At 36.5% G+C, this 24,104-nt stretch carries 24 protein-coding genes; 14 read left to right on the forward strand and 10 right to left on the reverse strand.

Translation table 11 applies throughout. The features are described from left to right. Window positions 1-15 precede the first annotated feature (15 nt). On the reverse strand, window positions 16-843 hold the full coding sequence (thiD, locus tag AC012T_RS25175; protein ID WP_487061837.1) for a bifunctional hydroxymethylpyrimidine kinase/phosphomethylpyrimidine kinase: 828 nt from the start codon (window positions 841-843) through the stop codon (window positions 16-18). Window positions 844-1,137: 294 nt separating this feature from the next. Here thiD and AC012T_RS25180 point away from each other — a divergent pair, with 294 nt between their 5' ends. Continuing rightward, the gene (locus AC012T_RS25180; RefSeq protein ID WP_487061839.1) at window positions 1,138-2,616 is read left to right on the forward strand and encodes a PAS domain-containing sensor histidine kinase; all 1,479 of its coding nucleotides are present in this window, start codon (window positions 1,138-1,140) and stop codon (window positions 2,614-2,616) included. A 218-nt stretch (window positions 2,617-2,834) separates the two neighbouring features. On the opposite strand, the gene AC012T_RS25185 is transcribed toward AC012T_RS25180, so the two are convergent. From AC012T_RS25185 to AC012T_RS25195, 3 genes are read right to left on the reverse strand one after another with little or no spacing between them, the layout of a single operon-like run. Next, entirely contained in the window at window positions 2,835-3,299 is a 465-nt protein-coding gene (locus AC012T_RS25185; RefSeq protein ID WP_487061841.1) for an SMI1/KNR4 family protein, read from the reverse strand. 14 nt (window positions 3,300-3,313) lie between these two features. Beyond that, the gene (locus tag AC012T_RS25190; RefSeq protein WP_487061843.1) at window positions 3,314-3,706 is read right to left on the reverse strand and encodes a deaminase domain-containing protein; all 393 of its coding nucleotides are present in this window, start codon (window positions 3,704-3,706) and stop codon (window positions 3,314-3,316) included. A gap of 12 nt (window positions 3,707-3,718) precedes the next feature. Then, window positions 3,719-4,150 carry a hypothetical protein gene (locus tag AC012T_RS25195; protein ID WP_487061845.1) on the reverse strand — a complete coding sequence of 144 codons (432 nt, stop codon included), beginning with the start codon at window positions 4,148-4,150 and terminating at the stop codon, window positions 3,719-3,721. A gap of 91 nt (window positions 4,151-4,241) precedes the next feature. Here AC012T_RS25195 and AC012T_RS25200 point away from each other — a divergent pair, with 91 nt between their 5' ends. The 4 genes from AC012T_RS25200 (at window position 4,242) to AC012T_RS25215 (ending at window position 7,470) form a co-directional block, all read left to right on the forward strand. Continuing rightward, window positions 4,242-6,086, forward strand: coding sequence for a S8 family peptidase (locus AC012T_RS25200; RefSeq protein ID WP_487061847.1), 1,845 nt, complete (start codon window positions 4,242-4,244; stop codon window positions 6,084-6,086). An 89-nt stretch (window positions 6,087-6,175) separates the two neighbouring features. Beyond that, entirely contained in the window at window positions 6,176-6,403 is a 228-nt protein-coding gene (locus AC012T_RS25205) for a hypothetical protein (protein ID WP_487061849.1), read from the forward strand. A gap of 208 nt (window positions 6,404-6,611) precedes the next feature. Continuing rightward, window positions 6,612-7,241 (forward strand): HPF/RaiA family ribosome-associated protein, encoded by a 630-nt coding sequence (locus AC012T_RS25210; protein WP_487061851.1) that lies wholly within the window; start codon window positions 6,612-6,614, stop codon window positions 7,239-7,241. 4 nt (window positions 7,242-7,245) lie between these two features. Next, the gene (locus tag AC012T_RS25215; RefSeq protein ID WP_487061853.1) at window positions 7,246-7,470 is read left to right on the forward strand and encodes a hypothetical protein; all 225 of its coding nucleotides are present in this window, start codon (window positions 7,246-7,248) and stop codon (window positions 7,468-7,470) included. Window positions 7,471-7,596: 126 nt separating this feature from the next. On the opposite strand, the gene AC012T_RS25220 is transcribed toward AC012T_RS25215, so the two are convergent. After that, window positions 7,597-8,058 (reverse strand): pyridoxamine 5'-phosphate oxidase family protein, encoded by a 462-nt coding sequence (locus tag AC012T_RS25220; protein WP_487061854.1) that lies wholly within the window; start codon window positions 8,056-8,058, stop codon window positions 7,597-7,599. Window positions 8,059-8,346: 288 nt separating this feature from the next. Here AC012T_RS25220 and AC012T_RS25225 point away from each other — a divergent pair, with 288 nt between their 5' ends. The 3 genes from AC012T_RS25225 to metK are packed head-to-tail and all read left to right on the forward strand — an operon-like array spanning window position 8,347 to window position 13,091. Continuing rightward, on the forward strand, window positions 8,347-8,931 hold the full coding sequence (locus tag AC012T_RS25225; RefSeq protein WP_487061856.1) for a DUF5132 domain-containing protein: 585 nt from the start codon (window positions 8,347-8,349) through the stop codon (window positions 8,929-8,931). Then, on the forward strand, window positions 8,891-11,851 hold the full coding sequence (locus AC012T_RS25230) for a cation-translocating P-type ATPase (RefSeq protein WP_487061858.1): 2,961 nt from the start codon (window positions 8,891-8,893) through the stop codon (window positions 11,849-11,851). Before AC012T_RS25225 ends, AC012T_RS25230 begins: the two co-directional genes overlap by 41 nt. Before the next feature lie 55 nt (window positions 11,852-11,906). After that, a complete protein-coding gene (gene metK / locus AC012T_RS25235; RefSeq protein WP_487061860.1) occupies window positions 11,907-13,091 on the forward strand; it encodes a methionine adenosyltransferase in 1,185 nt (394 codons plus the stop codon). Window positions 13,092-13,190: 99 nt separating this feature from the next. On the opposite strand, the gene AC012T_RS25240 is transcribed toward metK, so the two are convergent. The 3 genes from AC012T_RS25240 to AC012T_RS25250 all read right to left on the reverse strand — a co-directional run bounded on the left by AC012T_RS25240 (window position 13,191) and on the right by AC012T_RS25250 (window position 18,126). Then, window positions 13,191-14,843: an RluA family pseudouridine synthase gene (locus tag AC012T_RS25240; protein ID WP_487061862.1), complete on the reverse strand. Its 1,653-nt coding sequence runs from the start codon at window positions 14,841-14,843 to the stop codon at window positions 13,191-13,193. A 215-nt stretch (window positions 14,844-15,058) separates the two neighbouring features. Next, the gene (locus tag AC012T_RS25245; RefSeq protein ID WP_487061864.1) at window positions 15,059-16,819 is read right to left on the reverse strand and encodes a sensor histidine kinase; all 1,761 of its coding nucleotides are present in this window, start codon (window positions 16,817-16,819) and stop codon (window positions 15,059-15,061) included. A 620-nt stretch (window positions 16,820-17,439) separates the two neighbouring features. Further along, window positions 17,440-18,126, reverse strand: coding sequence for an alternative oxidase (locus AC012T_RS25250; RefSeq protein WP_487061866.1), 687 nt, complete (start codon window positions 18,124-18,126; stop codon window positions 17,440-17,442). A gap of 408 nt (window positions 18,127-18,534) precedes the next feature. Here AC012T_RS25250 and AC012T_RS25255 point away from each other — a divergent pair, with 408 nt between their 5' ends. The 4 genes from AC012T_RS25255 (at window position 18,535) to AC012T_RS25270 (ending at window position 20,102) form a co-directional block, all read left to right on the forward strand. Next, window positions 18,535-18,681 (forward strand): hypothetical protein, encoded by a 147-nt coding sequence (locus AC012T_RS25255; RefSeq protein WP_487061867.1) that lies wholly within the window; start codon window positions 18,535-18,537, stop codon window positions 18,679-18,681. Between the two features lie 55 nt (window positions 18,682-18,736). Then, on the forward strand, window positions 18,737-19,294 hold the full coding sequence (locus tag AC012T_RS25260) for a Uma2 family endonuclease (RefSeq protein WP_487061869.1): 558 nt from the start codon (window positions 18,737-18,739) through the stop codon (window positions 19,292-19,294). A gap of 71 nt (window positions 19,295-19,365) precedes the next feature. After that, complete coding sequence (locus AC012T_RS25265) at window positions 19,366-19,689, forward strand: hypothetical protein (protein ID WP_487061871.1); 324 nt, start codon at window positions 19,366-19,368, stop codon at window positions 19,687-19,689. Next, window positions 19,686-20,102: a PIN domain-containing protein gene (locus AC012T_RS25270; protein ID WP_487061873.1), complete on the forward strand. Its 417-nt coding sequence runs from the start codon at window positions 19,686-19,688 to the stop codon at window positions 20,100-20,102. Before AC012T_RS25265 ends, AC012T_RS25270 begins: the two co-directional genes overlap by 4 nt. A gap of 219 nt (window positions 20,103-20,321) precedes the next feature. Here AC012T_RS25270 and AC012T_RS25275 read toward each other — a convergent pair whose 3' ends face one another. Further along, window positions 20,322-21,470: an alanine--glyoxylate aminotransferase family protein gene (locus AC012T_RS25275; RefSeq protein ID WP_487061875.1), complete on the reverse strand. Its 1,149-nt coding sequence runs from the start codon at window positions 21,468-21,470 to the stop codon at window positions 20,322-20,324. 184 nt (window positions 21,471-21,654) lie between these two features. On the opposite strand from AC012T_RS25275, the gene AC012T_RS25280 reads away from it, so the two are divergent. Both AC012T_RS25280 and AC012T_RS25285 read left to right on the forward strand, forming a co-directional pair. Then, window positions 21,655-21,921, forward strand: coding sequence for an HPP family protein (locus AC012T_RS25280; RefSeq protein ID WP_487061877.1), 267 nt, complete (start codon window positions 21,655-21,657; stop codon window positions 21,919-21,921). 161 nt (window positions 21,922-22,082) lie between these two features. Continuing rightward, a complete protein-coding gene (locus AC012T_RS25285) occupies window positions 22,083-22,472 on the forward strand; it encodes a DUF1499 domain-containing protein (RefSeq protein ID WP_487066768.1) in 390 nt (129 codons plus the stop codon). On the opposite strand, the gene AC012T_RS25290 is transcribed toward AC012T_RS25285, so the two are convergent. After that, complete coding sequence (locus AC012T_RS25290) at window positions 22,469-23,539, reverse strand: glycosyltransferase family 4 protein (protein WP_487061879.1); 1,071 nt, start codon at window positions 23,537-23,539, stop codon at window positions 22,469-22,471. The genes AC012T_RS25285 and AC012T_RS25290 overlap by 4 nt on opposite strands. Window positions 23,540-24,104: the final 565 nt, after the last annotated feature.

Genomic DNA, 24,104 nt, shown 5'->3' on the forward strand with positions numbered 1-24,104 from the left:
GCTTTGAGTCCATTTCTAAACGTCGCTTTTTTGCAACAATGGGAAAAAGTGTCCTACAGGCCCTTGTCCTTTGCCAATATCAAGAGAGTAGGTGAGTGCAGTTGTTACATATTGTTTTGCGTGTTGGACTGCTGTCCATAGATCTTTGCCTAAAGCTAGATTAGCAGCGATCGCAGCTGAGAGAGTACAACCAGTTCCATGAGTGTTTTTTGTCTCTACCAGTTGCGTCATTAAAGTCTCCAACTTTTCCCCGTCAAACCAAATATCCACCCCTCGCAAATTTCCAGACATTCCCCCACCTTTAACCAAAACAGCCTTATTTCCTAATTTTTGATGGATAATTTGGGCTGCGGCTTGCATATCTTCTAGAGAATCAATCTGTAACCCGCTTAAAATCTGTGCTTCATAACGATTTGGAGTAATTATAACCGCTTGGGGAATCAGTTCATGACTGAGAGTTTGCACTGCATTATCATCAATCAACTGCGCCCCTGTGCGTGATACCATCACCGGATCAACTACTAAGTTATTAATTTTAAAAGCTGCTACTTGCTGGGCTACAGCCAAAATAATGTCCTGGTTTAGCAACATTCCCGTTTTCGCAGCTTGGACACCGATATCTTCAACCACCGCCTGAATTTGCGCCACCACCGCCTCTGAAGGCATTGCATCAACCCGTAACACACCGAGAGTATTTTGGGCTGTAATACAAGTAATAGAACTTGTTCCGTGAACACAATGGAAGGCGAAAGTTTTTAAATCGCTTTGAATTCCCGCACCCCCACCACTATCCGAACCGGCAATAGTTAAAGCAACAGGTATTAAAGTCTTGCTTGTTGTCATTATGATAGATTCTAAATATTAAAATACATAGGGCTTGCTGATAGCGTAGCGTGGCGTAAGCCATAAAAGTCTTTCCGTGAGGGCTAGGAGTCAGAAGTCAGGCAGAAGAATTAGAAGGAGATCAGAATATTCTCAAATCTGGGTAAATGAACTATTTTTGATACTTTTATCGCTTATTTCTTGCACCTTATCCAACTTTTTCAGCCTGAAACTATTGATATATCTAGGTTTTTGATTTATATGCCTAACGGCACGTTCCGCGAACAGCAAACCCTAAATATATATTACTGTTTTATGTCCAATCAATCTCCAGATGAAGAAATTGCATTTTTGCGTCAACGTGTTGCTGAACTTGAAAAAGTATTAGAATATCAACATCAATTACAACAAGAGCTAGAAGAATGTAAACAGGCAAAGACAGTATTAGAAAAAGATTTACAAGATATGGAAGAGCAATCTTCCCTATTTAAAATGATCTTTGAGGCAACCCTTGATTGGGTATTTGTCAAAGATAAAAATTATCGTTATCTTCTAGTTAATAAGACCGTAGCTAATTCACTTGGTAAAACCATTGAAGATATGCTGGGTAAAGATGATATAGAGATAGGTACTTCCCCAGAAATAGTATTTGGTAATCCTGATAAAAAAATTCGTGGGTTTCGCACAGATGATCAACTAGTTTTATCAGGTAAAACAATACATAATCCTTATGATCCTGCACCTGATCATGATGGTAATTTATATATTTTAGATACACGCAAAATTCCTTTACGTAATACTAAAGGAGAAATTTTTGCTATGCTGGGTGTCAGTCGTGATGTTACGGCTCGTTATCGAGCTGAGGAAGAATTACGAAAATCAGAAACTCAACTTAGACAGCGAACATTAGAATTAGAAGCTACTTTACAAAAACTACAATGCACTCAATCTCAACTAATTCAAAGTGAAAAAATGTCCTCTTTAGGTCAATTAGTCGCAGGAGTTGCCCATGAAATTAATAATCCTGTTAACTTTATTTTTGGCAACCTTGCCCATGCGGATAAATATAGTCAAGATTTACTAAAATTATTAGAACTTTATCAAATTAATTATCCCCATCCAGTTGATGAAATCCATGAACAAGCCAAACTTATGGAACTGGATTTTTTGAAAGAAGACTTACCAAATCTTATCTCTTCTATGACGATTGGTGCAGAACGTATTCAGCAAATCGTTGATTCTTTACGGACATTTTCCCATCTTGATCAAGCTAAGTTAAAACCTACTAATATTCATGATGGTATTAATAGTGCGTTGATGCTTTTAAAACACCGTTTCAATAATCAGCCACATATTTCTAGAATTAAAATTATTAAAGAATATAGTGATTTACCATTAATTGAGTGTTTTGCAGGACAACTCAATCAAGTATTTATGAATATCTTAATTAATTCTATAGATGCTTTAGAAGGAATAGGAATTCAAAACTCTAGATTATCCATTCTTGAACCCAAAATTCACATTTCTACTCACGTATCTAATTCTGATTATATCACTATCTGCATTGCTGATAATGGTTTGGGAATGTCAGCAGAAATACAACAAAGAGTATTTGATCCTTTCTACACGACAAAACCAGTGGGTAAAGGTACAGGATTAGGTTTATATACTAGCTATCAAATTATTAATGAACAACATAACGGTTCGTTAAAATGTATTTCTTCCCCTGGAAAAGGAGCAGAATTTGTGATTGAAATTCCTATTCGTCAAACCCAGTCTAAATCTTCAATTTAAACAGATTTTCTTGATCTGACGCACTGCACTCATATGCGATTCCAAAAGCCTGAAACTAGGCGATTTACTTCATACATATCATGTGCCGTTTTTACACAGGACTTACGCAAAACAGAACGGAAGTAGGGGTAATTCATGAATTACCCCTACGCAAGAATCAGGTTTTGAGTTTAATCTTGCGTAAGTCCTATTACAGTGCGTAAGTCTTATGGAAGTCCCTAACTCGCAAGAAGCATCGAATACTCCAAATAAAGCTCGATTTCCCCAGCTAGAAAGTCACTAAATTTATCATGGCTTTTAACAAAATAAGGCTCTTCCTGCCCTTCGCAATATGAATAAATTGGTGAGTTATCACCTTCTGAAAGCCTGAAAAAGCTAAACTGATAACCTTGGTGCATGAAAAATACAAAAGCATCCTCTGGTAAAGCTTGAGGAAAATCATTTTCTAACAAAAGTTGTTTAGCCCATTCTTGAATTTGGGGTAAATGCTGGTAGAAACAATCTGAACCACGCAGAAACTTACCTGCTCCATGACCCATCATCTTGAGAAAGTCTTTGTATGTGCTGGGCAGAGTAATACCTTGTTGTCGTTCAAGTTGAATTATTTCCAAATCCGAACATGAGACACACTGATTTTCGTTAAAAATAAGCTGAAGTGGTTCAGGTAAATTGCAAATTGACATTTCTACCGACTCCTTTATGCAATATTTCCGTGATGTACATTTAGCTGAATGTTCGGGAAAGTTTGCCTAAACTGCTTAATGACATACTCACACGAATTACATGGCGGTCTCTCTGTGAATAAATCAATCTTACCCTTTACTTCTCTATTATTTGTATATTTTTCGGCTATTTTCTCTAATATTTTGTACTCTGAATCTAAGTCTCTTCGTCGTCCACGAACGGCAAAGGTTTGAAACATCGGTTTATTAGGTAAACCAACCGCTTCCTCTCGCAGGAGTGTATCACTAAAAGCAAATAGCTCTGAAAAAGTTTCATCTATCCATATTGTAGCAATAGCAACATTTCGGGCTGGTGCTGGCACGTTACAAGTTTTGCGAATTTCTGCGACGCGCTCTAACCAATCCATCTTTTTTCAATTTTAATCACTATTTTCTGATTGCAAATTCCTCAATGCCTTCTGTAAAAATTTACCCCATTTTGCTGCTAAAGGAACTTCTGTAAACGGCACACGAATTGATTTATCAGTAGTCAATAAAAACTCTAATTCAATTTTTCGACCTTTTTGGGGTGGATTTTCTATATCTACCGAATTACTATTTACCAAAAAGCGGATTTCTTGAACATCCAATAAAGAAAAAGTTTCTAATTCAATGGGTCCTTTAGTTGTAGGTTTTCCCCAAGTGATATCATTACCTTTTTGAGCTAATACTGCATAGATATCATATTTAGCTCGTTCAAATTGTTCTGCCCAAATTCGATACGCTTCAAGTTTTTTAAATTCCTGTGAACCTTGCCACGCTAACCAGAAAAATGCCACTAATAAAGGCAACCATAAAAGACCACGTTCCATAATTCGTAATTCTTAATTTTTTCCAGTCTCTATTTTCCCAAAAATACCATGAGATGAGTTATCGTAGTGAGCAAACTGACAAGAAGCGGTGATGAAAAAATTTATATTATTGTGCTTGTTTGTCATCGGTCTGACTGCTGCTGTGTTTGGGTTTCTGAATTTTCAGGGACTAGCAGCTAAAGGTGACTTCGAGACAATTTTGCTGGATTTTCGGGAAGATATTGCAGAAACTGTCATTCAGAAAGATTTGCAAGCGATCGCACAACAATACAATGTTACACCCCAACTGGATAATAAATATTCAGCGGCCGACAATGTGTATATTATCAGAGGCGATCGCACCAGGCTCCAAGAATTAAGAAAATCTCCTTATGCTAAAGTTACAGAATTCATCGAGCCAAATTACATTTACAGAACCGTCCCCTTAGGGAAAAATACTGGTTTAGCAGAACTCCCAGCCGAAAACAATCAAAATACCAATCCTTCATTAGTTGGCCCCAATGACCAATATTACAGCAAGCAATGGAACCTGCACAAAATCGGTGTCGAAGGTGCTTGGACTCGCACCAAGGGTAGCGGGATTACAGTAGCCGTCATTGACACTGGTATCACTCAGGTACGCGACTTAGCTGACACTAAATTTGTCAAAGGTTACGACTTTGTAAATGACAAAGAACAAGCCAATGATGATAACGGACATGGAACCCATGTCGCCGGTACAGTCGCCCAATCTACCAATAACAGTTATGGTGTAGCGGGAGTTGCCTACGAAGCCAGTCTCATGCCCTTAAAAGTGTTAAGTGAGTCCGGGAGTGGAACAGTTGCAGACATCGCCGAAGCCATCAAATTTGCCGCCGATAAAGGCGCAGATGTGATTAACATGAGTTTGGGTGGTGGTGGTGAAAGCCAACTCATGCAAGATGCTATTGAATACGCCTATAAAAAAGGTGTAGTTATTATTGCTGCCGCTGGCAACGAAAGTACTGATGGCGCTAGTTATCCAGCCCGTTATCCCCATGTCATTGGTGTTTCTGCCTTTGGCCCAGACGGAGAAAAAGCATCCTACTCTAACTATGGTGCTGGTGTAGATATATCTGCCCCTGGTGGTAGTGAAACCGGTGCAATTCTCCAAGAAACCATCGACGAAAACGGTGAAGGCGTATTTTTGGGACTGCAAGGAACAAGTATGGCCTCTCCCCACGTTGCTGGTGTAGCCGCATTAATTAAAGCCGAGGGAGTTACAGAACCTGAACAAATTTTAAAAGTTCTACAACAGTCAGCCAGAGTTATTCAAGATGATGGTTTGAACTATTATGGTGCTGGACAACTCAACGCCGAAGCAGCGGTTAAACTAGCCAGCGAAGGACAAATTAGTTTTCCCGATTTCTTCCGGTGGTTGCGGGATAACGGCTATATCAATCCTGGTTTTTGGATAGATGGTGGTGCGATCGCCCTATTACCTAAAATATTAATGGTAGTAGGTTCCTATCTCCTTGCTTGGTTTCTACGGGTTTACTTCCCCTTTGCTTGGAGTTGGTCTTTATCCAGTGGCTTAATATTTGGTAGTTCTGGCTTATTCTTCCTCAAAGGATTGTATATCTTCGACCTTCCCCAATGGCCTTTCCGGGTTTTGGGTAGTTCCATTCCCGAACTAGGTAACAGCTTACAAGGAACAGGCGCTTTAAATCCTCTCTTTGCCAGCGTCCTAATTCCCCTTGTTTTGATAGCATTACTATTAGGACATCCCAATTGGAAATGGTTTGCCATTGGTTCTAGCTTGGGAGTAGCAGCCTGTTTAACAATCAGCGCCATTTATGATCCCGCAGTTTGGGGATTAGGAGATGGTAACATAGCCCGTATTTTCCTCATCGTCAATGCTTTACTGTGTTACGGACTCGTGCGTTTAGCATTAAAAGACGAGAAACAAACAGCTTAAATAACTGTGTAATGGGGATATAGGTAAAAAAGAATTAAGAAATCAAAAATTCTTCCCTATTCCCCATTCCCTATTCCCTCTTTCTAATTATGACTATTACAGTTACAGGCAAAATCGAACGTCGTAATATTGGACTTGGCGCTTGGGCATTTGTTACAGACGAAGGTATTACTTATGAAATTCCCAAAAGTACCGACAAAAACTTACTCAAATCAGGACAAACAGCCAAAATCACAGGAAATGTCCGCGAAGATGTCATGACAACAGCAATGATTGGTTCTCTTTTAGAGGTTCATTCTTTTGAAGTGCTTGAGTAAGTTAATAAAGGAATCTCATAGTCCCCCTTTTTAAGGCTACTGAGTACACATATCCTTACCCAGATATATATATAGATTTTAAATATCTTCCCTTTAGTCAGAGTAAAAATTCTAGGATTTATCTAAAATCTATAAATGGCAAACCCACATATAAAAATATGTAAACACAATTAGATATTTTAATACTGCCTATCTGGATAAGAACAGCATGAAAATTACACCAGCAATTACCTATCGCAATCTAGAAAAATCAGATGCAATTGATAGCTTAATTCAGGAAAAAATTGCCAAATTAGAGCATATTTGCAATTACATTAATAGCTGTCAAATTGCTATTGAAAAAATACATGAACGACCTCGTAGTGGTTCTCCTTATCGCGTGCGAATTGATCTGACAGTTCCTCCTGGTCATGAATTAGTAGCAGAAAAAAATCCTGGAGAAGGTATCCAATATCAACCTCTAGATGCAGTAATTAGAGAAACCTTTGATGCCATGCGTCATCAGTTAGCTAAACTTACCCAGCGTCAACGCGCAAATGAACAATCTCATAGAAGCGAAGAAGCACAAGAAAGTATAGCTTTTGTGACTAAATTATTTCGACAAGATGGTTATGGCTTCCTCAAAACTTTAGATGGTCAGGAAATTTATTTCCACCACAATAGCGTTTTACATCATGATTTTGACCGTTTAGAAATTGGTACTGGTGTACATTTTTCCCTAGAACAAGGTGAAGAAGGCCCCCAAGCAAGCACCGTAAAAATAGTTGATAAACCTGGTGTTCGTGCTGGTAAATCATCAAAAACATTGATTGAACCGCCCTTAGATTGGCAAGAATAAGTACATGAATGCACAAATTGAGGAATTGAAAAAAACTGCATCTCAATTACTAGCTGCTATGCTGTCAAATCCCCATATTTATCCCCAAATTAGTGATACAGGTGTAGATGGATCTATGGAACAGCAGTTAATTATTTTGGCTGTAAAAATGGCAGAAAGCTTAATTCAGAATATCGAAAAAGCTCATTCCCAAAGTGAAGAGGAAGTAATGTTTAATAAAAATAAATAAATAAAAGTTTGTAGTTAGCACTGAAGTACTGACTACAAGCTATGACAAGAAAAATCAAGGATTTTTTCACTATAAATAGAGGAATTCGGTAATTTTTTAGTAAGGCATAAATTCCCAATATTTGCATTAGCGGTGTGAGAGTTCTAACAAACTAATCGTTTGTGATCTAGAACTAGATGGACTATCCCAATAATCTGCTTTATTGATATTTACTTTCAGCAAAGCAAGATTAGGTTCATTTAGTCCTTGGGGAAACCAAGTTTGTAATTTTGGTTGCCATTTCTCTTGTAATTTATTCCTATCTTTTACCAGTTCTGCTGTACCTAAAATGGAAACATATCGCTGTTGATCAGGTGAAGAAAAGCTCACGTTTACCTGTTGACAACGTTCAATTTCAAATACTTTATGAGAATCAGCAGAGGTAAAAAACCAGAGTATGCCATCAGTATCAATGTCACTAAAGATAGACATGGGACGACTATGCAAGCTCCCATCATCATCGACTGTAGTTAACATTGCATGGTCGATGTCTTTAATCAGTGTACGTAACTGATGAATTTGTTCATTAATGTCTTTTGAGTTTGTCATTTAACTATTTTAAGTAATTAAAGTTGAGGAGAAAAACCAGATTTATTGGTTGTTACCGATCTTTTTTAGTATGATTATTTTTAGGTTGGTGTTGCATGAATCTAAAGATATAATTCCTCTACAAATAAGCTAGATGGTATATAACCACAGAAATATATTTCTGATTATATAATTCATTTTGATTATTGGTGGCTAAATAATTCTCTAACTTGAGGCTGGTGGCAAGATCGTATTCTTTAATTAAACTTATATATGGATTAAATCTTGTGACAATAATGGAGATTCAGAATGGCATCTACATTAGACACAGTTTTTGAAGGCTTAACAGCAATAGTTTTTTCACCACTAATTCTACCTATTGCATCAGCAGTAAAACAACCTGTAGTTCAAAATACTATTAAAGATAGTATTCTTTTGTCTGATAGGTTGAAGGATGCAGTTGCTGAAATATCTGAAGTATTGGAAAAAACTACAGCAGATGCTAGAAAAGAGAAACCAGAAAGTTTTAGCTCTAGAACTTACCCAAATCAGGTGACAAATGGTAAATCAGAAGTAGCTAAAGATTTCATCAATATGATATCTGATATAAATGCTGATGTGGGGAGAATGACAAGTGGTGTTGCTGATTTACGGGTGATATTACCTCTAGGAATTGGTTTACTTGCTATCAGACAACTGCTCAGAAAAGGACTAGAACTAGAAGAGCTTCCTTGGTATATTTTGGCTTGGTATGCTTTCGATATTTTTACAAGACTGAATTATGAGGATGAACCTCAGTTAAGCAACTTATCAATTAATACTGTTTCGATGGAATTTCAGGAGCAACGAAGTAGTGATTCAAGCAATACACACCAGTATCAAAGGGAGAGCTAGATTTAAAATTAAGAATCTTTATCGTTCACCGGCTTTAAAAGATTATTTAGAGCAGTCACTTGTCAAGTTTTCAGAAATAACATATGTTTCTGCTAATGAATTAACGTGTAATATTTTGGTTATATTTAATCAGGATATTAGCTATAAAGAAATAGCATATTTAATTCAAAAGGTCTTATTTGATTATAAAGATAAGCCTGATTTTACTCACAGCAAGAAATTAAGACGGATTCCCAAAAAAGATCAACTAACTGTTGTCAAGCACCAGCAAAAAACTGAAAATTGGCATTTGATGGCAGTAGAAAAAGTTGGGGAATTATTAAATACTTCAAATTTTTCAGGATTATCCAGTAAAACTGCTAATCACAACCTCAATAAATACGGTAAAAATGTATTATCAGCTACGGTAACACGTTCTGAACTGAGGATGTTAATTGAGCAATTTAAATCATTGCCAGTTGCATTATTAGGTGTAGCAGCAGGCATTTCTATTTTTACTGGAGGAATTATTGATGCTGTCGTAATTTTGGGTGTGGTAGGATTAAATGCTGTAATTGGTTACACTACCGAAAGTCAGTCAGAACGCATTATTAATTCCCTGAAAAATCGGGCAGAAAAACTAACTTGGGTAATTAGAGATAGCAATCAAATAGAAATTCCTACAGAAAATGTAGTTATAGGAGATATTTTAGTTCTTAAAGCTGGTATTTATGTTGCCGCAGATGCCCGCATTATTGAAGCAGAAAATTTAAATATTGACGAGTCTGCTTTGACAGGAGAAAGTCTACCCATAACTAAAACAACTACATCTTTAAATGGTGAGGATGTCCCTTTAGCAGATCGTTTAAATATGATTTATAAAGGGACATTAGTTATTAATGGACAAGGATTAGCTGCGGTAGTTGCTACAGGCAATTTTACCGAAATGGGCAAAATTCAGCAATTAGTTGGTGAAGCCACAACAACCCAAACTCCTCTTGCTAAACAATTAAATCAAGTCGGTAGTCAAATAGTTTTAATTGGTATGGGATTATGTGGGTTAGTTTTTGGTTTGGGAATGTTACGAGGATATGGTTTATTACCAATGTTGCAATCATCTATATCTTTAGCAGTTGCAGCAGTTCCCGAAGGTTTACCCACGATTGCTACTACTACCCTAGCTTTAGGCATTCGTGATATGCGAAAGAATCACGTTCTGGTTCGCAGTTTAAATGCGGTGGAAGCATTAGGTTCGGTGCAGACTATTTGCTTGGATAAAACTGGAACACTTACTGAAAATAAAATGTCAGTTGTGGAAATTGTCACAGACACTAAACATATTCAAGTAAATAACGGGAACTTTATTGCTGGGGAAGAAAATATTAATCCTTATATCTACAATGAATTATTAAAATTAATTCATGTTGCAGTTCTTTGTAATGAAAGCGAAGTAAGTAAACAAAATGATGAGTATGTAGTTACAGGTTCAGCGACAGAAAATGCCTTAATTTATGCAGCAATAAGTGCGGGAATAGATGTCATTGCCTTGAAAGAAAAATATCCCTTATTGCAAACTAATTTACGTTCAGAAAATCGCAACCTCATGAGTACAATTCATAAAACTCATAATTGTCACCAGATGGTTGCAGTTAAAGGAAACCCTGCCGAAGTTTTGCAAATTTGTCATAGGTGGATAAAAACTGGGCAAATAGTACCTTTAACAGCAGAAGATCGACAGAAGATGGAAATCGAAAACGATCGCATGGCAGGAAAGGCGCTCAGGGTGCTGGGATTAGCTTATAGTTATATTGAGGAAGGCAATAATAGCGATAATCACGAATCAGACTTGATTTGGTTGGGTTTGGTGGGAATGGCAGATCCGATTAGAAAAGGTGCAAAGGAATTAATTGCAGACTTTCACCAAGCGGGAATAGATACCGTAATGATTACTGGTGATCAAAGTCCGACAGCTTATGCGATCGCTAAAGAGTTAGAATTAAACAGACATCCTCAACTAGAAATTCTCGACTCCAACAACCTCGATAATCTCACTCCGCAAGCATTAGCAGCACTCAGCGACAAAGTAGACGTTTTTGCCCGCATCAGTCCTAGTAATAAGCTGCAAATAGTTCAAGCATTGCAGACATCCGGTAAAGTTGTCTCCATGACCGGTGATGGCATTAACGACGCACCAGCATTAAAAGCTGCCCAAGTTGGTGTAGCAATGGGTAAAGAGGGAACTGATGTGGCCCGTGAAGTTGCAGACATCGTGTTAGAAGATGACAAATTAGAAACAATGATGATTGCTGTCAGTCGCGGCAGAACAATTTATAACAACATCAGAAAATCTGTGCATTTTCTCTTAGCGACAAATCTCAGCGAAATCATGGTGATGACAACCGCTACCGCAGTAGGTATCGGTGAACCTTTAAATGCAATTCAACTCCTATGGTTGAACTTAGTAACAGACATTTTCCCTGGACTTTCTTTAGCTATGGAAGCACCAGAACCAGACGTATTAAATCAACCACCCCGCAACCCCAATGAACCGATTATTAAAAATACCGACTTTGGTAGAATTGTCTTTGAGTCTGCTGCCATATCAATTAGTACTTTAGCAGCGTATGGTTACGGTATTTTTAAATATGGGATTAGCCCTAAAGCCAGTACACTTGCCTTTATGACTCTTACTTCTGGGCAATTACTACATACTATAAGTAGCCGTTCCGAAAAACATAGTATTTTTAGTCAAGAAAAATTACCACCTAATCCTTATTTAAATACTGCGGTTATTGGTTCTTTCGGTATTCAATTACTAGCTTTAACCGTGCCACAGTTACGGAGTTTATTAAAGATTGCACCATTGAATATGGTGGATACTGCTGTGATTACTAGTGGTGCTTTGTTGCCGCTATTGGTAAATGAAGGCACTAAAAAATAATTAAATTAATAAAGATTACGAACCGCAGAGACACAGAGAGAAGAGAAGTTTTTTTATGAAAAAAGATTTCATGTTTACATCAGAATCGGTAACAGAAGGGCATCCTGATAAGCTTTGTGATCAAATTAGTGATGCCATTGTAGACCGATTTTTGCAACAAGATCCCTACGCAAGAATTATTACAGAATGTGCAGTATCTACAGGTATTGTTTTTATTGCAGCTAGATTTGAAGCAAGTACAAATGTAGATTTTACAAATATAGCTAGACGGATAATTGAACAAGTTGGCTATAAACAAACGGAATTTAATGGTAAAAATTGTAGCATTTTAACCAGCTTGACAGAATTACCATCTGAAGAACATCATTTATTTGATGAAAAAATTATTTCTGATGCTGAAATAGAGAAAATTACTGTCACTAATCAAGCTAACGTTTTCGGATTTGCTTGTAATCAAACTGATACTTTAATGCCTTTACCTATTTGGTTAGCACATAAACTAGCCAGACAAATTAGTGAAGTAAGAAAGCAAAAAATTCTCCCCTATCTGACACCAGATGGAAAAACTCAGGTAGGTGTTGAATATAAAAATCGTCGTCCCTACAGAATTCATAGTATTACAGTTATTGCCAGCCAAAATCAACCGACAATGCCTAATTTACAGCAATTACAAGAGGATATTCGAGAAAGTGTAATTTATCCTGTGTTTGCAAATGAAGATATTAAGCCAGATGCAAAAACTAGAATATTTATCAATCCTGATGGACGATTTATCACTGGTGGCCCTACAACTCATGCAGGTTTAACAGGTCGAAAAAATGCCATTGATACTTATGGTGAATATTCTAAACATAGTGGTTCAGCTTTAAGTGGCAAAGATCCAATTAGAATAGATAGAATTGGGGCTTATGCTGCCCGTTATGCAGCTAAAAATGTAGTGGCAGCCAAAATTGCTGATGAGTGTGAAGTACAATTAAGTTATTCTATCGGATTTTCTCATCCTGTGAGTGTGCAGGTAGAAACTTTTGGAACTGGCAAAATTCCTGATGAAGAAATTACAGCGATTTTAAAAACAAATTTTGATTTTCGTCTAGCAGGAATTATTAAGCAATTTGATTTGAGATTCTTACCTTCATTAACAAAAGGTGGTTTTTATAGTAAGCTTGCTGCTTACGGTCATGTGGGTAGAAGTGATATAGAATTACCTTGGGAACAGGTGGATAAAGTTAATATTTTTTAAATTATTTTTTTCTATTACCTGTACTCCAAAACGAATAGATTATATAAACAACTTCGGATAATTTATCTTCCCAATTACCAACAAATATAATATCAATTTTTAAAATGGTGTTGCTGTCTGGAGATGAATAGTTTCCTCTAAATGGGGATGCTGGAAACTCAGTTCTCTCGCGTGCAGATATAGTCTACAGTCATCAATATTACAACCATACAAGCGATCGCCCAAAATAGCTATACCCAATCCTCGCACATCAGCAGCATGAACCCTTAACTGATGGGTGCGTCCTGTCAGGGGGATAAATTCTACACGGGTGTAGTCACCTGCTTTTCCCATAACCCGGAAGCGCGTCAAGCTGGGTTTACCCCGTTCTAAATCCACTTTTTGATAAAGACTCTGTTCAGGATTTTTCCACAATGGTAAATCAATAACACCTGCTGCTATAGCTAGGGAACCTGCAAGTATAGCTTCATAAACTTTATGAATTTGCCGTTTTTCAAATTGTTGGCTTAATTGAGAATAGGTAAATAAATTCTTAGCTAATAACAAAATACCAGAAGTATCTTGATCTAAACGATGTACCGTCATCAATTCCATATCATACAAATTTCTCAATCGGCTTAAAACACTATCTTGGTTATAAGAATAACGTCCAGGTACAGACAACAATCCTGGTGGTTTATTCACAGCAATTAACCATTGATCTTCATAAATAACCCATTCACTAATAGGACTAATAATTTCCTCTTTATTGATTAAAGCTGGGCTAATAGGGTTAGATTTTCCTGATAATAAAAACCCCATTAATGGCTGACATCTTTCTGCACAAGCACCATAAAAATGTCCCTGTATTTTGTCTTGTATTGAAGATTTACCCCACCAAAATTCAGCCATTGCTAGGGGTTTTAGTCCGTGAGTTGCAGCATAATGTAACAACTTAGGAGCGCAACAATCCCCTGTACCTGTGGGTGTTCCTCCTGGTAGTAATTGCTGTAAAGATAGAGATTTTCCTGAAAAATTAGTTAAGCTATAAACAGCGTGCATCTGTGTTTGTAATTGCCGAGATAGTTCTTTGCGTTGTTGTTTTAGTTCCCTAATTCTGTCATCTGCACCATTTATAATCTGTCGAAGTGGTTGTAAAACTTCATTTTGATGACGTTTGAAATATTTGCGCTCAATACCCTGTTGACGACTTTCTGCTTCCAGTTCTTCAAGAACTTCTATTGTTAACTTATCACCGAATTGCTGACGTTTTTCCTGTCGTTGTTTTTTACTTTGGCTATGTTGGCACCTCATTATTTGTAACTGCTGTTGAAACTCAGTCAATAATGTTTCATATTTTTCACGTTCTGGAATTTGTTTCAGATGAATGATTTCTTGTTTAATTGCTTCCAACTCAGCTAAAGTATGCGCTTCTGCTAATGCAATTTCTTCACGTCCCGGAATAGGTGGAACCCAACTCTCATGCACACTACAACCATGTAATAAACCGGAAAAGGCTTTAATTACCCCTTGTTCACCATTAGATAATTCAACTAGTAAAATCCCATACATTTTACCTTCACAGAAATAAAGGTGATTTTGCTGAAGTTGCTGCATTAAACCCTCAGCTATAGCTTCAGCTAAAGGGGTGCGAGGTAGTCTCAGCAGTTCCCCAGTTTGAGGACATTTCCCTTCGTAATAATAGCTGGGAGGTGTGGGGAGAATTATGGAATTAGAGTTAATAAATTCTGACAAGGTGTGGATCAATTTCATAGAAACTTTCAGCTTTATTTTTAGACCATAAAAATATCATAAATAAATTATAATTCACCTGAGTTAGGAGTTCGGTGTTCGGTGTTCGGAGACGCTACGCGAACGGAGTTATGATTTTTAAGAGCGAGAGAATAAGGGTTTGAGACTCTTACTGGGGGCGAGTTTTCCACAAATTATCTTATGTCGAACTCAGGTATAATTCCCATCTATAGCAATTAATGATTCTGCTGAATTGGCAACTCAATAATAAATTCTGTTCCCTTACCAGATTTAGTAATACATCGCAAATTACCTTTATGCTTTGCAGTCACAATTTGATAGCTGATTGATAAACCAAGTCCTGTTCCTTTACCGACTGCTTTTGTGGTGAAGAAAGGATCGAATATCCGATTACGACTAGCTTCGGGAATTCCCATACCATTGTCTGTGATATGAATAGCAATGCGATCCTTTTTGATCATTTTTGTTTGAATATGAATTTGTTTATGTCCATTATTTAGTTCTTGATTATAATGTGGATTATTATACTCTTCTAGCGCATCAATTGCATTACTTAGAATATTCATAAATACCTGATTTAGTTGACCTGCATAACATTCAATCAATGGCAAATCACTATAGTCTTTAATAATTTCAATTTCAGCAGATTCGGGTGTTGCTTTAGTTCTGTGTCTGAGAATTAATAGAGTATTATCAATACCTTCATGGATATTTACTTCTTTCATTTCAGCTTCATCTAGCCGAGAAAAATTCCTCAAAGATACAACAATTTCACGAATTCTTTTAGTTCCTATTTCTAGAGAAGAAATTAGTTTAGTAGAATCTTTAAGAATAAAGCATAAATCTATATCATCAATGTAGTATTGAATTTCATCAGTTGGCTGAGGATAATATTTTTGATATAAATATATTAATTCAATTAAATTTTGCAAATATTCATGAAATGGCTGAATATTTCCATGTATAAAGTTTATAGGATTATTAATTTCATGAGCTACACCAGCTACTAGCTGTCCTAAACTTGACATTTTCTCAGTTTGAATTAATTGAATTTGAGTTTGCTGGAGTTTTTTTAGTGTTTGCTCAAGTTCTTCAGCTTTTTGTGTTAATTGTATTTGAGATTTTTTTAGCTCAATTTCTGTATTACGTCTATCAAGAATTTCATTTTCTAAATCTTGATTGACTTGGAAAAGCTCAGATGTTCTTTCGGTAACTCTAGATTCTAAAGACTGATAAAAATTACTTAATTTCAAGGTCATTTGATTAAAATCATTTGCTAATTGTTCAATCTCATCATTAGTTTTAATATCTAAATGATAACTCAAATTTCCTGCACTAATTTTTGCTACTCCAATTTGCAGTTGATGAAGTGAGCGAATAAGTGGAATAACAATAATAATAAATTGGGCTAAAAATATCAATAATATACCCAAAATACCTGCAAATATAAAATTTGCATTCATCGTCCTGATTTTTCTAACTTTTTTACTTGCTATCTCATCCTGTTTTTGAGCATTTTGAGAAATGATATTTAAATAAAAATTAATATCTTGTATATATGATTTAATCGCTTGCACATCCTCCTGAGATATTACTAAAGTATTTATATTACCATCAAGCTCATTTACTAAACGAGTCAAAAAATCATGACGACGACGTACAACCAATAACTCTGATGTTTTGTTGATTAATAGTTCTAATCTATCAAGATCAATTATAAAATTAGATCTAATTTGCTGATATTCCATCATGCTTGTAGGGTTATGTTCTAAAACTACAAAATCTTTGAGTATTATAGTTTGATCTTTGAGGGACTTTTCCAGATTATTAGTAAGAGTAAGTGCCTGTGCAGTTTTTTTATGAGTTTTTTCCGCAGCTATTTCGGCTTGATATAAATAATATGCACCACTACCTGTTAAACAGATTAGCCCAGCAAATATTATTGAAGATCCCAAAAATCGTTGCCAAATTCTCATACTAATTATTGAACTTAAGTTCAATTTGGTAGAGCTATTTATTAGTTGTTTCATCTAATTTTGCTTGCAACTCCCTAATTGGTTCATAGTTCATATCCTCTAGAAGGATATAGCGGTTATCGGTTAAGTGCGATACAAAACCCCACCCCTAACTCTCTCCCCGCAAGTGATGAGAAAACGCCATATATCCTATGGTTTTTTACCTGAAACTGCGACAATATCTGCTGGAGCATCAATGCGTGCTTGTTTCAGAGCATAGATTTATTTATGCTTACAATTACCTATTGTCATAAAACAAGAGCATTATCCGGGAAATTATCTACGATATCCACTTTTAATCAAAGTAATATCACTAGGGTTTGCTCTCTCGTTACCAGATGTAAATTTTGGTAGCTTGCTAATCACGTTTAAATGCAATTTGTTTGTTTATTATGTAATAAAACTCGCTTTGTCCTTAAGGGTCTGCGTAGCTTCTACTGAATTCTTCTTCAAAAATTGGTTTTTATAATAAAAAAATATGCAATGAGTAATAAGTTTATAGAGATAAAATAGAATTATAAATAATAACTCCGACTTCTAGAAAAAATCGGAGTTATTATTGATTATATTGTTATTCTAGATTAATGAGTAGATAAAACTTCACTATCCTTAATGTCAGATGTGGGAAGAGCGTGAGGACTCTTAAATGAGAGTTGAGCATTTGTTTGTTGACAAACAACCATTGTTTTGACGTGTTCCATTTCATCGTCACGAATGGCTACAAAGACATCATAAAGATTGTCAACTTTTGGACGGCGTGTTGCTGGTGAGTTAGCAGTTTGAAACTCATCAAACATATACAAATCACCATCACGATAGTAGCTAATTGCTACTGCTGGTGCTGGTTGTAATTTCAATTCTGCTTCGTGTTCTGTCAAGAATTTTTGGTAACTGTTATAAGCATGATTTTCTACCAATTCCATGAAATTATAAGCAGAACTAGAAGAAACGATATAGAGGACAACTATAATCCAGTAATAAATTAGTGCGGTTGTTCTTGCTAATATGCGATCGCCCCAAAATTTTGAACCTCCTAGAGATTCCATGATCAACAGGTGATGCAACTCATTCCAGGATTCGGCAAAATGCACCTTTAGCCAATCGGCTTTCCGCCAAAATCCCAGTGTTTCATAGAGGTGCAGAACTGAGAGATAGGAAAAATAAGGGACTCGTGCAACGGTTTCCAGGACATAGAAGCGAGGATAAGGGCGATCGCGATAAACCGTATTAATAACAAAAACAAGTATCCCCACAAGTAACTTAATCATTGTCAATCTCCATTAAATATCAATTTATGAGGTATTGCTCAAATTTTTAGCTTCTTTCTAACACCTCCAACCCTAAACAGAAAGTTTGAGGATCTTGTGAGGATTACTGAGGAAAATATAAATAAATTGTATAAATTCTTCGTTAAGATAGTTCACAGGAAATTGACCAACTTCTCAAACATTTGTGTATTACTGCTGTATACTAGCTGTGTGTAAGGTTCAATTTAATTGAGGGTAATGAATAACGATTTACTGGCTTTTTTAGCAGGTGTGGGTTTACTGATTGCCTATCTCATCTTCTCTGCTTTAACGGAAATGGGTACTAAACTACCTAGGAAAAAATAACTGATAACTGCTTCACATTTCTCAACTCATGGAATTGCATAAAAGAGTTATGAATAATTTAAAATGAGTTTAAGTACCTATTTTTGGGAATTGTGGCCAATGCGAGATCCACAGAAGAACCATATTAAAATTGATCCAGCTACCCTAGTTTTGATTGCTTCTGCTTTGATACTCATACCCCTGCTGCTGGCTGGTTTTTTAGGACAATAAACTAGAGATGCCTTCAGCTATAAAATAGAATCATTGCGAAGGGATAAATCTAGCTATGGTTTCTGTTAAACATCAACTTACACTACAAGAATTCCTTGCCCTTCCAGAAGAGGATATTACCTACGAATTAGTGAACGGCCAAGCCAAACCCAAAATGTCACCAAAAAGATTTCACTCACGATTAACTATTGCGCTGTGTCTACTGCTTACCCAATGGGCGCAAAATCAAGGTGAAATTGGGGTAGAATGGGCAGTGACGTTAAAACGTAATGGTCGAGATTGGGTTCCTGTTCCAGACTTACTTTATATCTCTTATGCTCGTTTTTCGAGTGATGTAATTGAGAATGAAGCTTGTCCTATTCCCCCGGACTTGGTGATTGAAATTATATCACCAGACCAATCTTTTGGAGAAATGAATGCAAAAGCTACAGATTATCTTGATGCTGGTGTCATGAGAGTTTGGGTTGTAGATGCAAAGGCTAAAACCGTCACTATTTTTTATCCTGATGCTCGTCCGCAAACAAAAAGAGGTACAGATAGTTTAGAAGATACTCTTTTTCCAGGATTGGAAATTACACCTCAACAAATTTTCCAACAAGCTGGAATTCCTTAAATGTCAGAATCAGGATTTACAATTGAGTTTTTTAGTAAAATAGACTGATATAGTTGAAAAGGAAATTTTTTATGTCATCTCCAGCAATTACCACAGTAATTCAAATGATGGAATCTTTATCTGAAGATGTACAAGACAAAGTTGTAGAACATCTTCGAGAATATCTGGAAGGATTGCAAACTAAAAACCAATTTTTGATGATTATAGGTACTCTAAGCGATGGTAAAAGCAAGTTGTTGGAAGAACTCGCACAACCAATGGATACAAAACCAAGTCTTTCGGAATCCATAGCACAATTTCGGCAAGAATTAATAGATGAAGAAATAGAAATTAACCCTGATGAAGTTTGGGGAAATATCCGTGATTATTTTCCAGGACGTGAGGTAATTTGGTGATTCAGTTTTTATTAGATACTAACATTATATCTGAGCCTGTACGGTTACAACCCAAACCAGGAGTGATTCAAAAATTAAAAGAACATGAATTTAAAGTTGCTATGGCATCTGTAACATGGCATGAGCTTTTATTTGGTTGTTATCGTTTACCAGCTTCTAACAAAAGAAATAAAATTGAGAAGTATCTAAAAGATACCATTCAACCAAAAATTCCGATTTTATACTATGATAATTTAGCTGCTGAATGGTTTGCTGAAGAAAGAGCACGACTGGTAGCATTAGGAAAAACTTCTGCATATCCAGATGGACAAATTGCAGCGATATCGAAGGTAAATAATTTAATTTTGGTAACAAATAATATTTCAGATTTTATTGATTTTCAAGAAATTCAGCTTGAGAATTGGTTTGTTTAAATACAAACATTCTTTGTCTGAATCAGGATACTCAGGATTAAAGGATGAACAGGATTTTGTATATAAAATTATCTTGTGCAGTTCCAGATATTGAATATTAACAAGTTCAAAAATTTGTGCAAAAAACACACCCTCTTATCCTCCTCCTCTCTGTGTCTCTGCGCCTCTGCGTGAGAAAATTCTTATATTGGTGAGCATTTTGCCCACCAAACAAAAACCTTACTTACCCAAAACCTCTTTCAAAGCCTCAACTAACTTATCCACACTTTCAGGACGACTATTAAAACCCATCAAACCTACACGCCAAACCTTACCCGCTAATTCTCCCAAACCGCCACCAACTTCAATGTTATGCTCAAGTAATAACTGCCGTGCCACAGCTTTTCCATCAACCCCTTCAGGAATGCAAACAGTAGTTAAAGTTGGTAGCCGAAATTCCTTCTCAACGTGCATTTTTAAACCGATTTCTTCCAAGCTTTCCCAAAGATACTCCACATTCTTTTGATGACGTTGCCAGCAATTTGCTAAACCTTCTTCTGCCACCAAACGCAATGCTTCCCGTAAACCATAATATAAATTAATTGGGGCAGTGTGGTGATATGTGCGATCGCTTCCCCAATATTTCCCCAACAACAACATATCCAAATACCAGTTTGCAACCTTAGTCTCTCGCTTCTGCAATTTTTCCATAGCCCGTGTACTCATCGTAAAGGGAGAAGCACCAGGAGAACAACCTAAACCTTTTTGACTGCAACTATAAGCTAAATCAACACCCCACTCATCTAAGAAAATGGGAACACCACCTAAGCTAGTTACAGTATCCACTAATAGCAATGTGCCATGTTTGCGGCACAACTCACCCACGTCTTCTAAAGGTTGACGTGCGCCGGTGGAGGTTTCCGCATGAACTAAGGCTAAAATCGCGGGTTTATGGGTTTCTACTGCCGTACTGATTTCATCTAAATTGAAAACTTGTCCCCAGGGTTTGGTAATGGTTCGCACATCTGCGCCATATCTTCCTGCCATATCTACTAAGCGATTGCCAAAATAACCAGCTACACCAATTAATACAACGTCTCCCGGTTCTACGGTGTTAGCTAGGGTGGCTTCCATTGCGGCTGTACCAGTACCGCTAACGGCGATAGTATGGGGGTTTTCCGTTTGCCATACGTAGCGTAATAAAGATTGAATTTCGTCCATTAGGGCTAAAAATGCGGGGTCTAGATGCCCTAATGGTGTGGTGTTCATAGCCTGTAATACGGCTGGATGGGCGTTAGAAGGGCCAGGGCCAAGTAATAAGCGGTTGGGGACTTCTATGGGTGACAGTTTTAACAAGTAATTATCGTTGATGGAAATTGTGGATGTCATAATTTATTTCGAGGCTAAATGGTAATTAATCGCATGATAAAACGATCGCATCACCGATGTTTTTATCAGTTTCATGATTGTCTACCATTGGCAGGAAGAAGCTATATCCCCAAAGTCTTAAAGTGGATGTAACAAACTGTTAAGACCTGTTCAGGCGATCGCTACTTTGATACTTGCCCAAATAATGGCTGCTAGTATTGGATTTATCACCTATTTATGTTTTGGTGGTGGCTATATTTCCGGTGGACTGGCCATGGTAATCGCTATTTTTCTCATGATTTTACTAGATGCCATACACCCCCCAGCCGTTGCTACCTCTATCAGTTTTGCTTTAAAAGCTGGTAACATCAGTAATCTAGGATTATTTGCTTGGGCAGTGGGTATCACAGTTATTTTGGTAGGATTAGAGCGTTATGCTCTTTGGCTACTAGCCCATTATAGACACCAATAATCTATTTTTTAATTAAAATTTAACCACCATAATTTATGATGGAATTACCAATTTAATACCAGAGATTAATATTTTTTGTGTCGATTAAACAAACAAAAAGAGGCTTTTTAGCTTTTATCTTTTTTAGTGTCCTGCTTATTCTTTTACCCCTACTTAACCCCATGATATTCACAGGTAAACGACCAAACAATTTAGGCATTCGAGATGGTAAGTTAGCACCCTGTCCCCCCAGCCCTAACTGTGTTTCCAGTCAAGCATCAGATCCACTCCATCAAATTGCACCTCTGAGTTTCACATCAAACCCAGAACAAGCATTATCTAAACTCAAAGATATTATTCAATCTTTACCTAGAACCAAGTTAATTACTGAAACGGAAGATTATTTATATGCAGAATTTAAAAGTGGTTTGATGGGATTTGTAGATGATGTAGAATTTTATCTCGACCGTAACTCTAACATCATCCATGTACGTTCAGCTTCCCGTTTAGGTTATGGTGATTTAGGAGTAAATCGCCAACGCATTGAGAATATTCGATCTAAATTTAACTAAACGAAAGCAGGGCGTAAATATCCATTTTGTTGAGCAATTTTTTCGCAGATAATTTGCTGGTAAAGTGCTTCATAGCCATTAGTCATTTGCTGTAAACTAAACCTTTCTGCTGCATAATGCCGACAAGCATAACGGTTTAATCTATTTATCTTGTCAATAGCATTAATACATTCTTGTGTATTATCACAAAGGAATCCAGTCTCACCATCAGAAATTACTTCTGGAGTCGAACCCATTCGCATCGCAATTACTGGAGTACCCGCAGCCATTGACTCTACCATTACTAACCCAAAAGGTTCTCGCCAAGTAATAGGAAATAAAGTGGCTACTGCACCACCCATAATCGCATTTTTCTGCACATGATTGGCTTCACCTAAATATTGAATTTGCTTTCCGTCAATCTGCGGTTTAATTTGCGTTTCAAAATACTCTACATCTACGAAATCTACCTTACCGGCTATTTTCAACTGCCAACCAGATTTTTTCGCAATCTCAATAGCTAAATGTGTACCCTTTTCTGGAGATATTCTACCTACAAATGCTAAATAAGGTGGATCTGTTGGTTGAGCATAAAATTCATAACTACTAACATCAATTCCATTGTAAACTGTGGCTACGTAATTTAAATGTAAACTGGGTTCTCTTTGGGCATCGGAAATACTAATATAAGGCTGCTTTTTGGCATATCTAAATATTTTTTCATTATCGGGTGTAAAAATTCCATGTAAGGTGTGAACTGTCGGAGTTTGTACCAGATTCGCATACGCTAGGGGGCTATGTCCCATATGGGAGTGAATGATATCAAACTCCGCTGCTCGTTCATATACTGAAGCTAGTTGTAGCGATTCATAAATACTGCAATCCTTGACGGTTTTATCAAGTCTTAAAGCACGAGGATGAACTGAGATTAACTTTGCCAAAGTAAGAGAATCACCTGATGCAAATAACGTTACTTCATGACCTTTTCGGACTAATTCATCAGTCAATAATCCCACTACTAATTCTATACCGCCGTAAGCTGGAGGTGGTACTCTTTCCCACAATGGAGCAATTTGAGCAATTTTCATGTCATTCTCCTAAAAAGTAGAATTATAATTAGTGGTGTTTATTATTTAATTTGGAATTAATACCTAGCGATTAACTATGACAGTAAATCACTTAAAACACCAACTATATAGATAATTTCCTCAAAATTTTATGCTGTTATTTTGATATTTTTTGTCTATCTTAGGTAATGATTTCAGTTTCATCAAAAGACATAAAATCAGATTTAACAATCAAAATTAGTATCCCTGAAAATGACAATTAACTAACAAAAAAACTCATATTATCCCAAAATATGTGATTTATTATCTTTCAAGATGTAGGGAGATTTTTGTGGATTTAAGCCTGAGTAGATGTTAAAATATTTGTAACCTGAATCATAATTACTCATTTTTTATTTAATTAATCAGCATCCAGAACTACATCCCAATGTCGATACAGCAGTTTGTGTAGTTAGGAGGTACAAAATCTAAATTGAAACCTATACACAGAGCCAGTTTTACTTCTGAATTATGACTTCTGAATTCTGCTTTATGTTGCATATACATCTCTTTAGCATATCTAATCTGCTGACTCTTATATAGCAAT

It is taken from the genome of Anabaena sp. EIM26 (assembly GCF_057568715.1).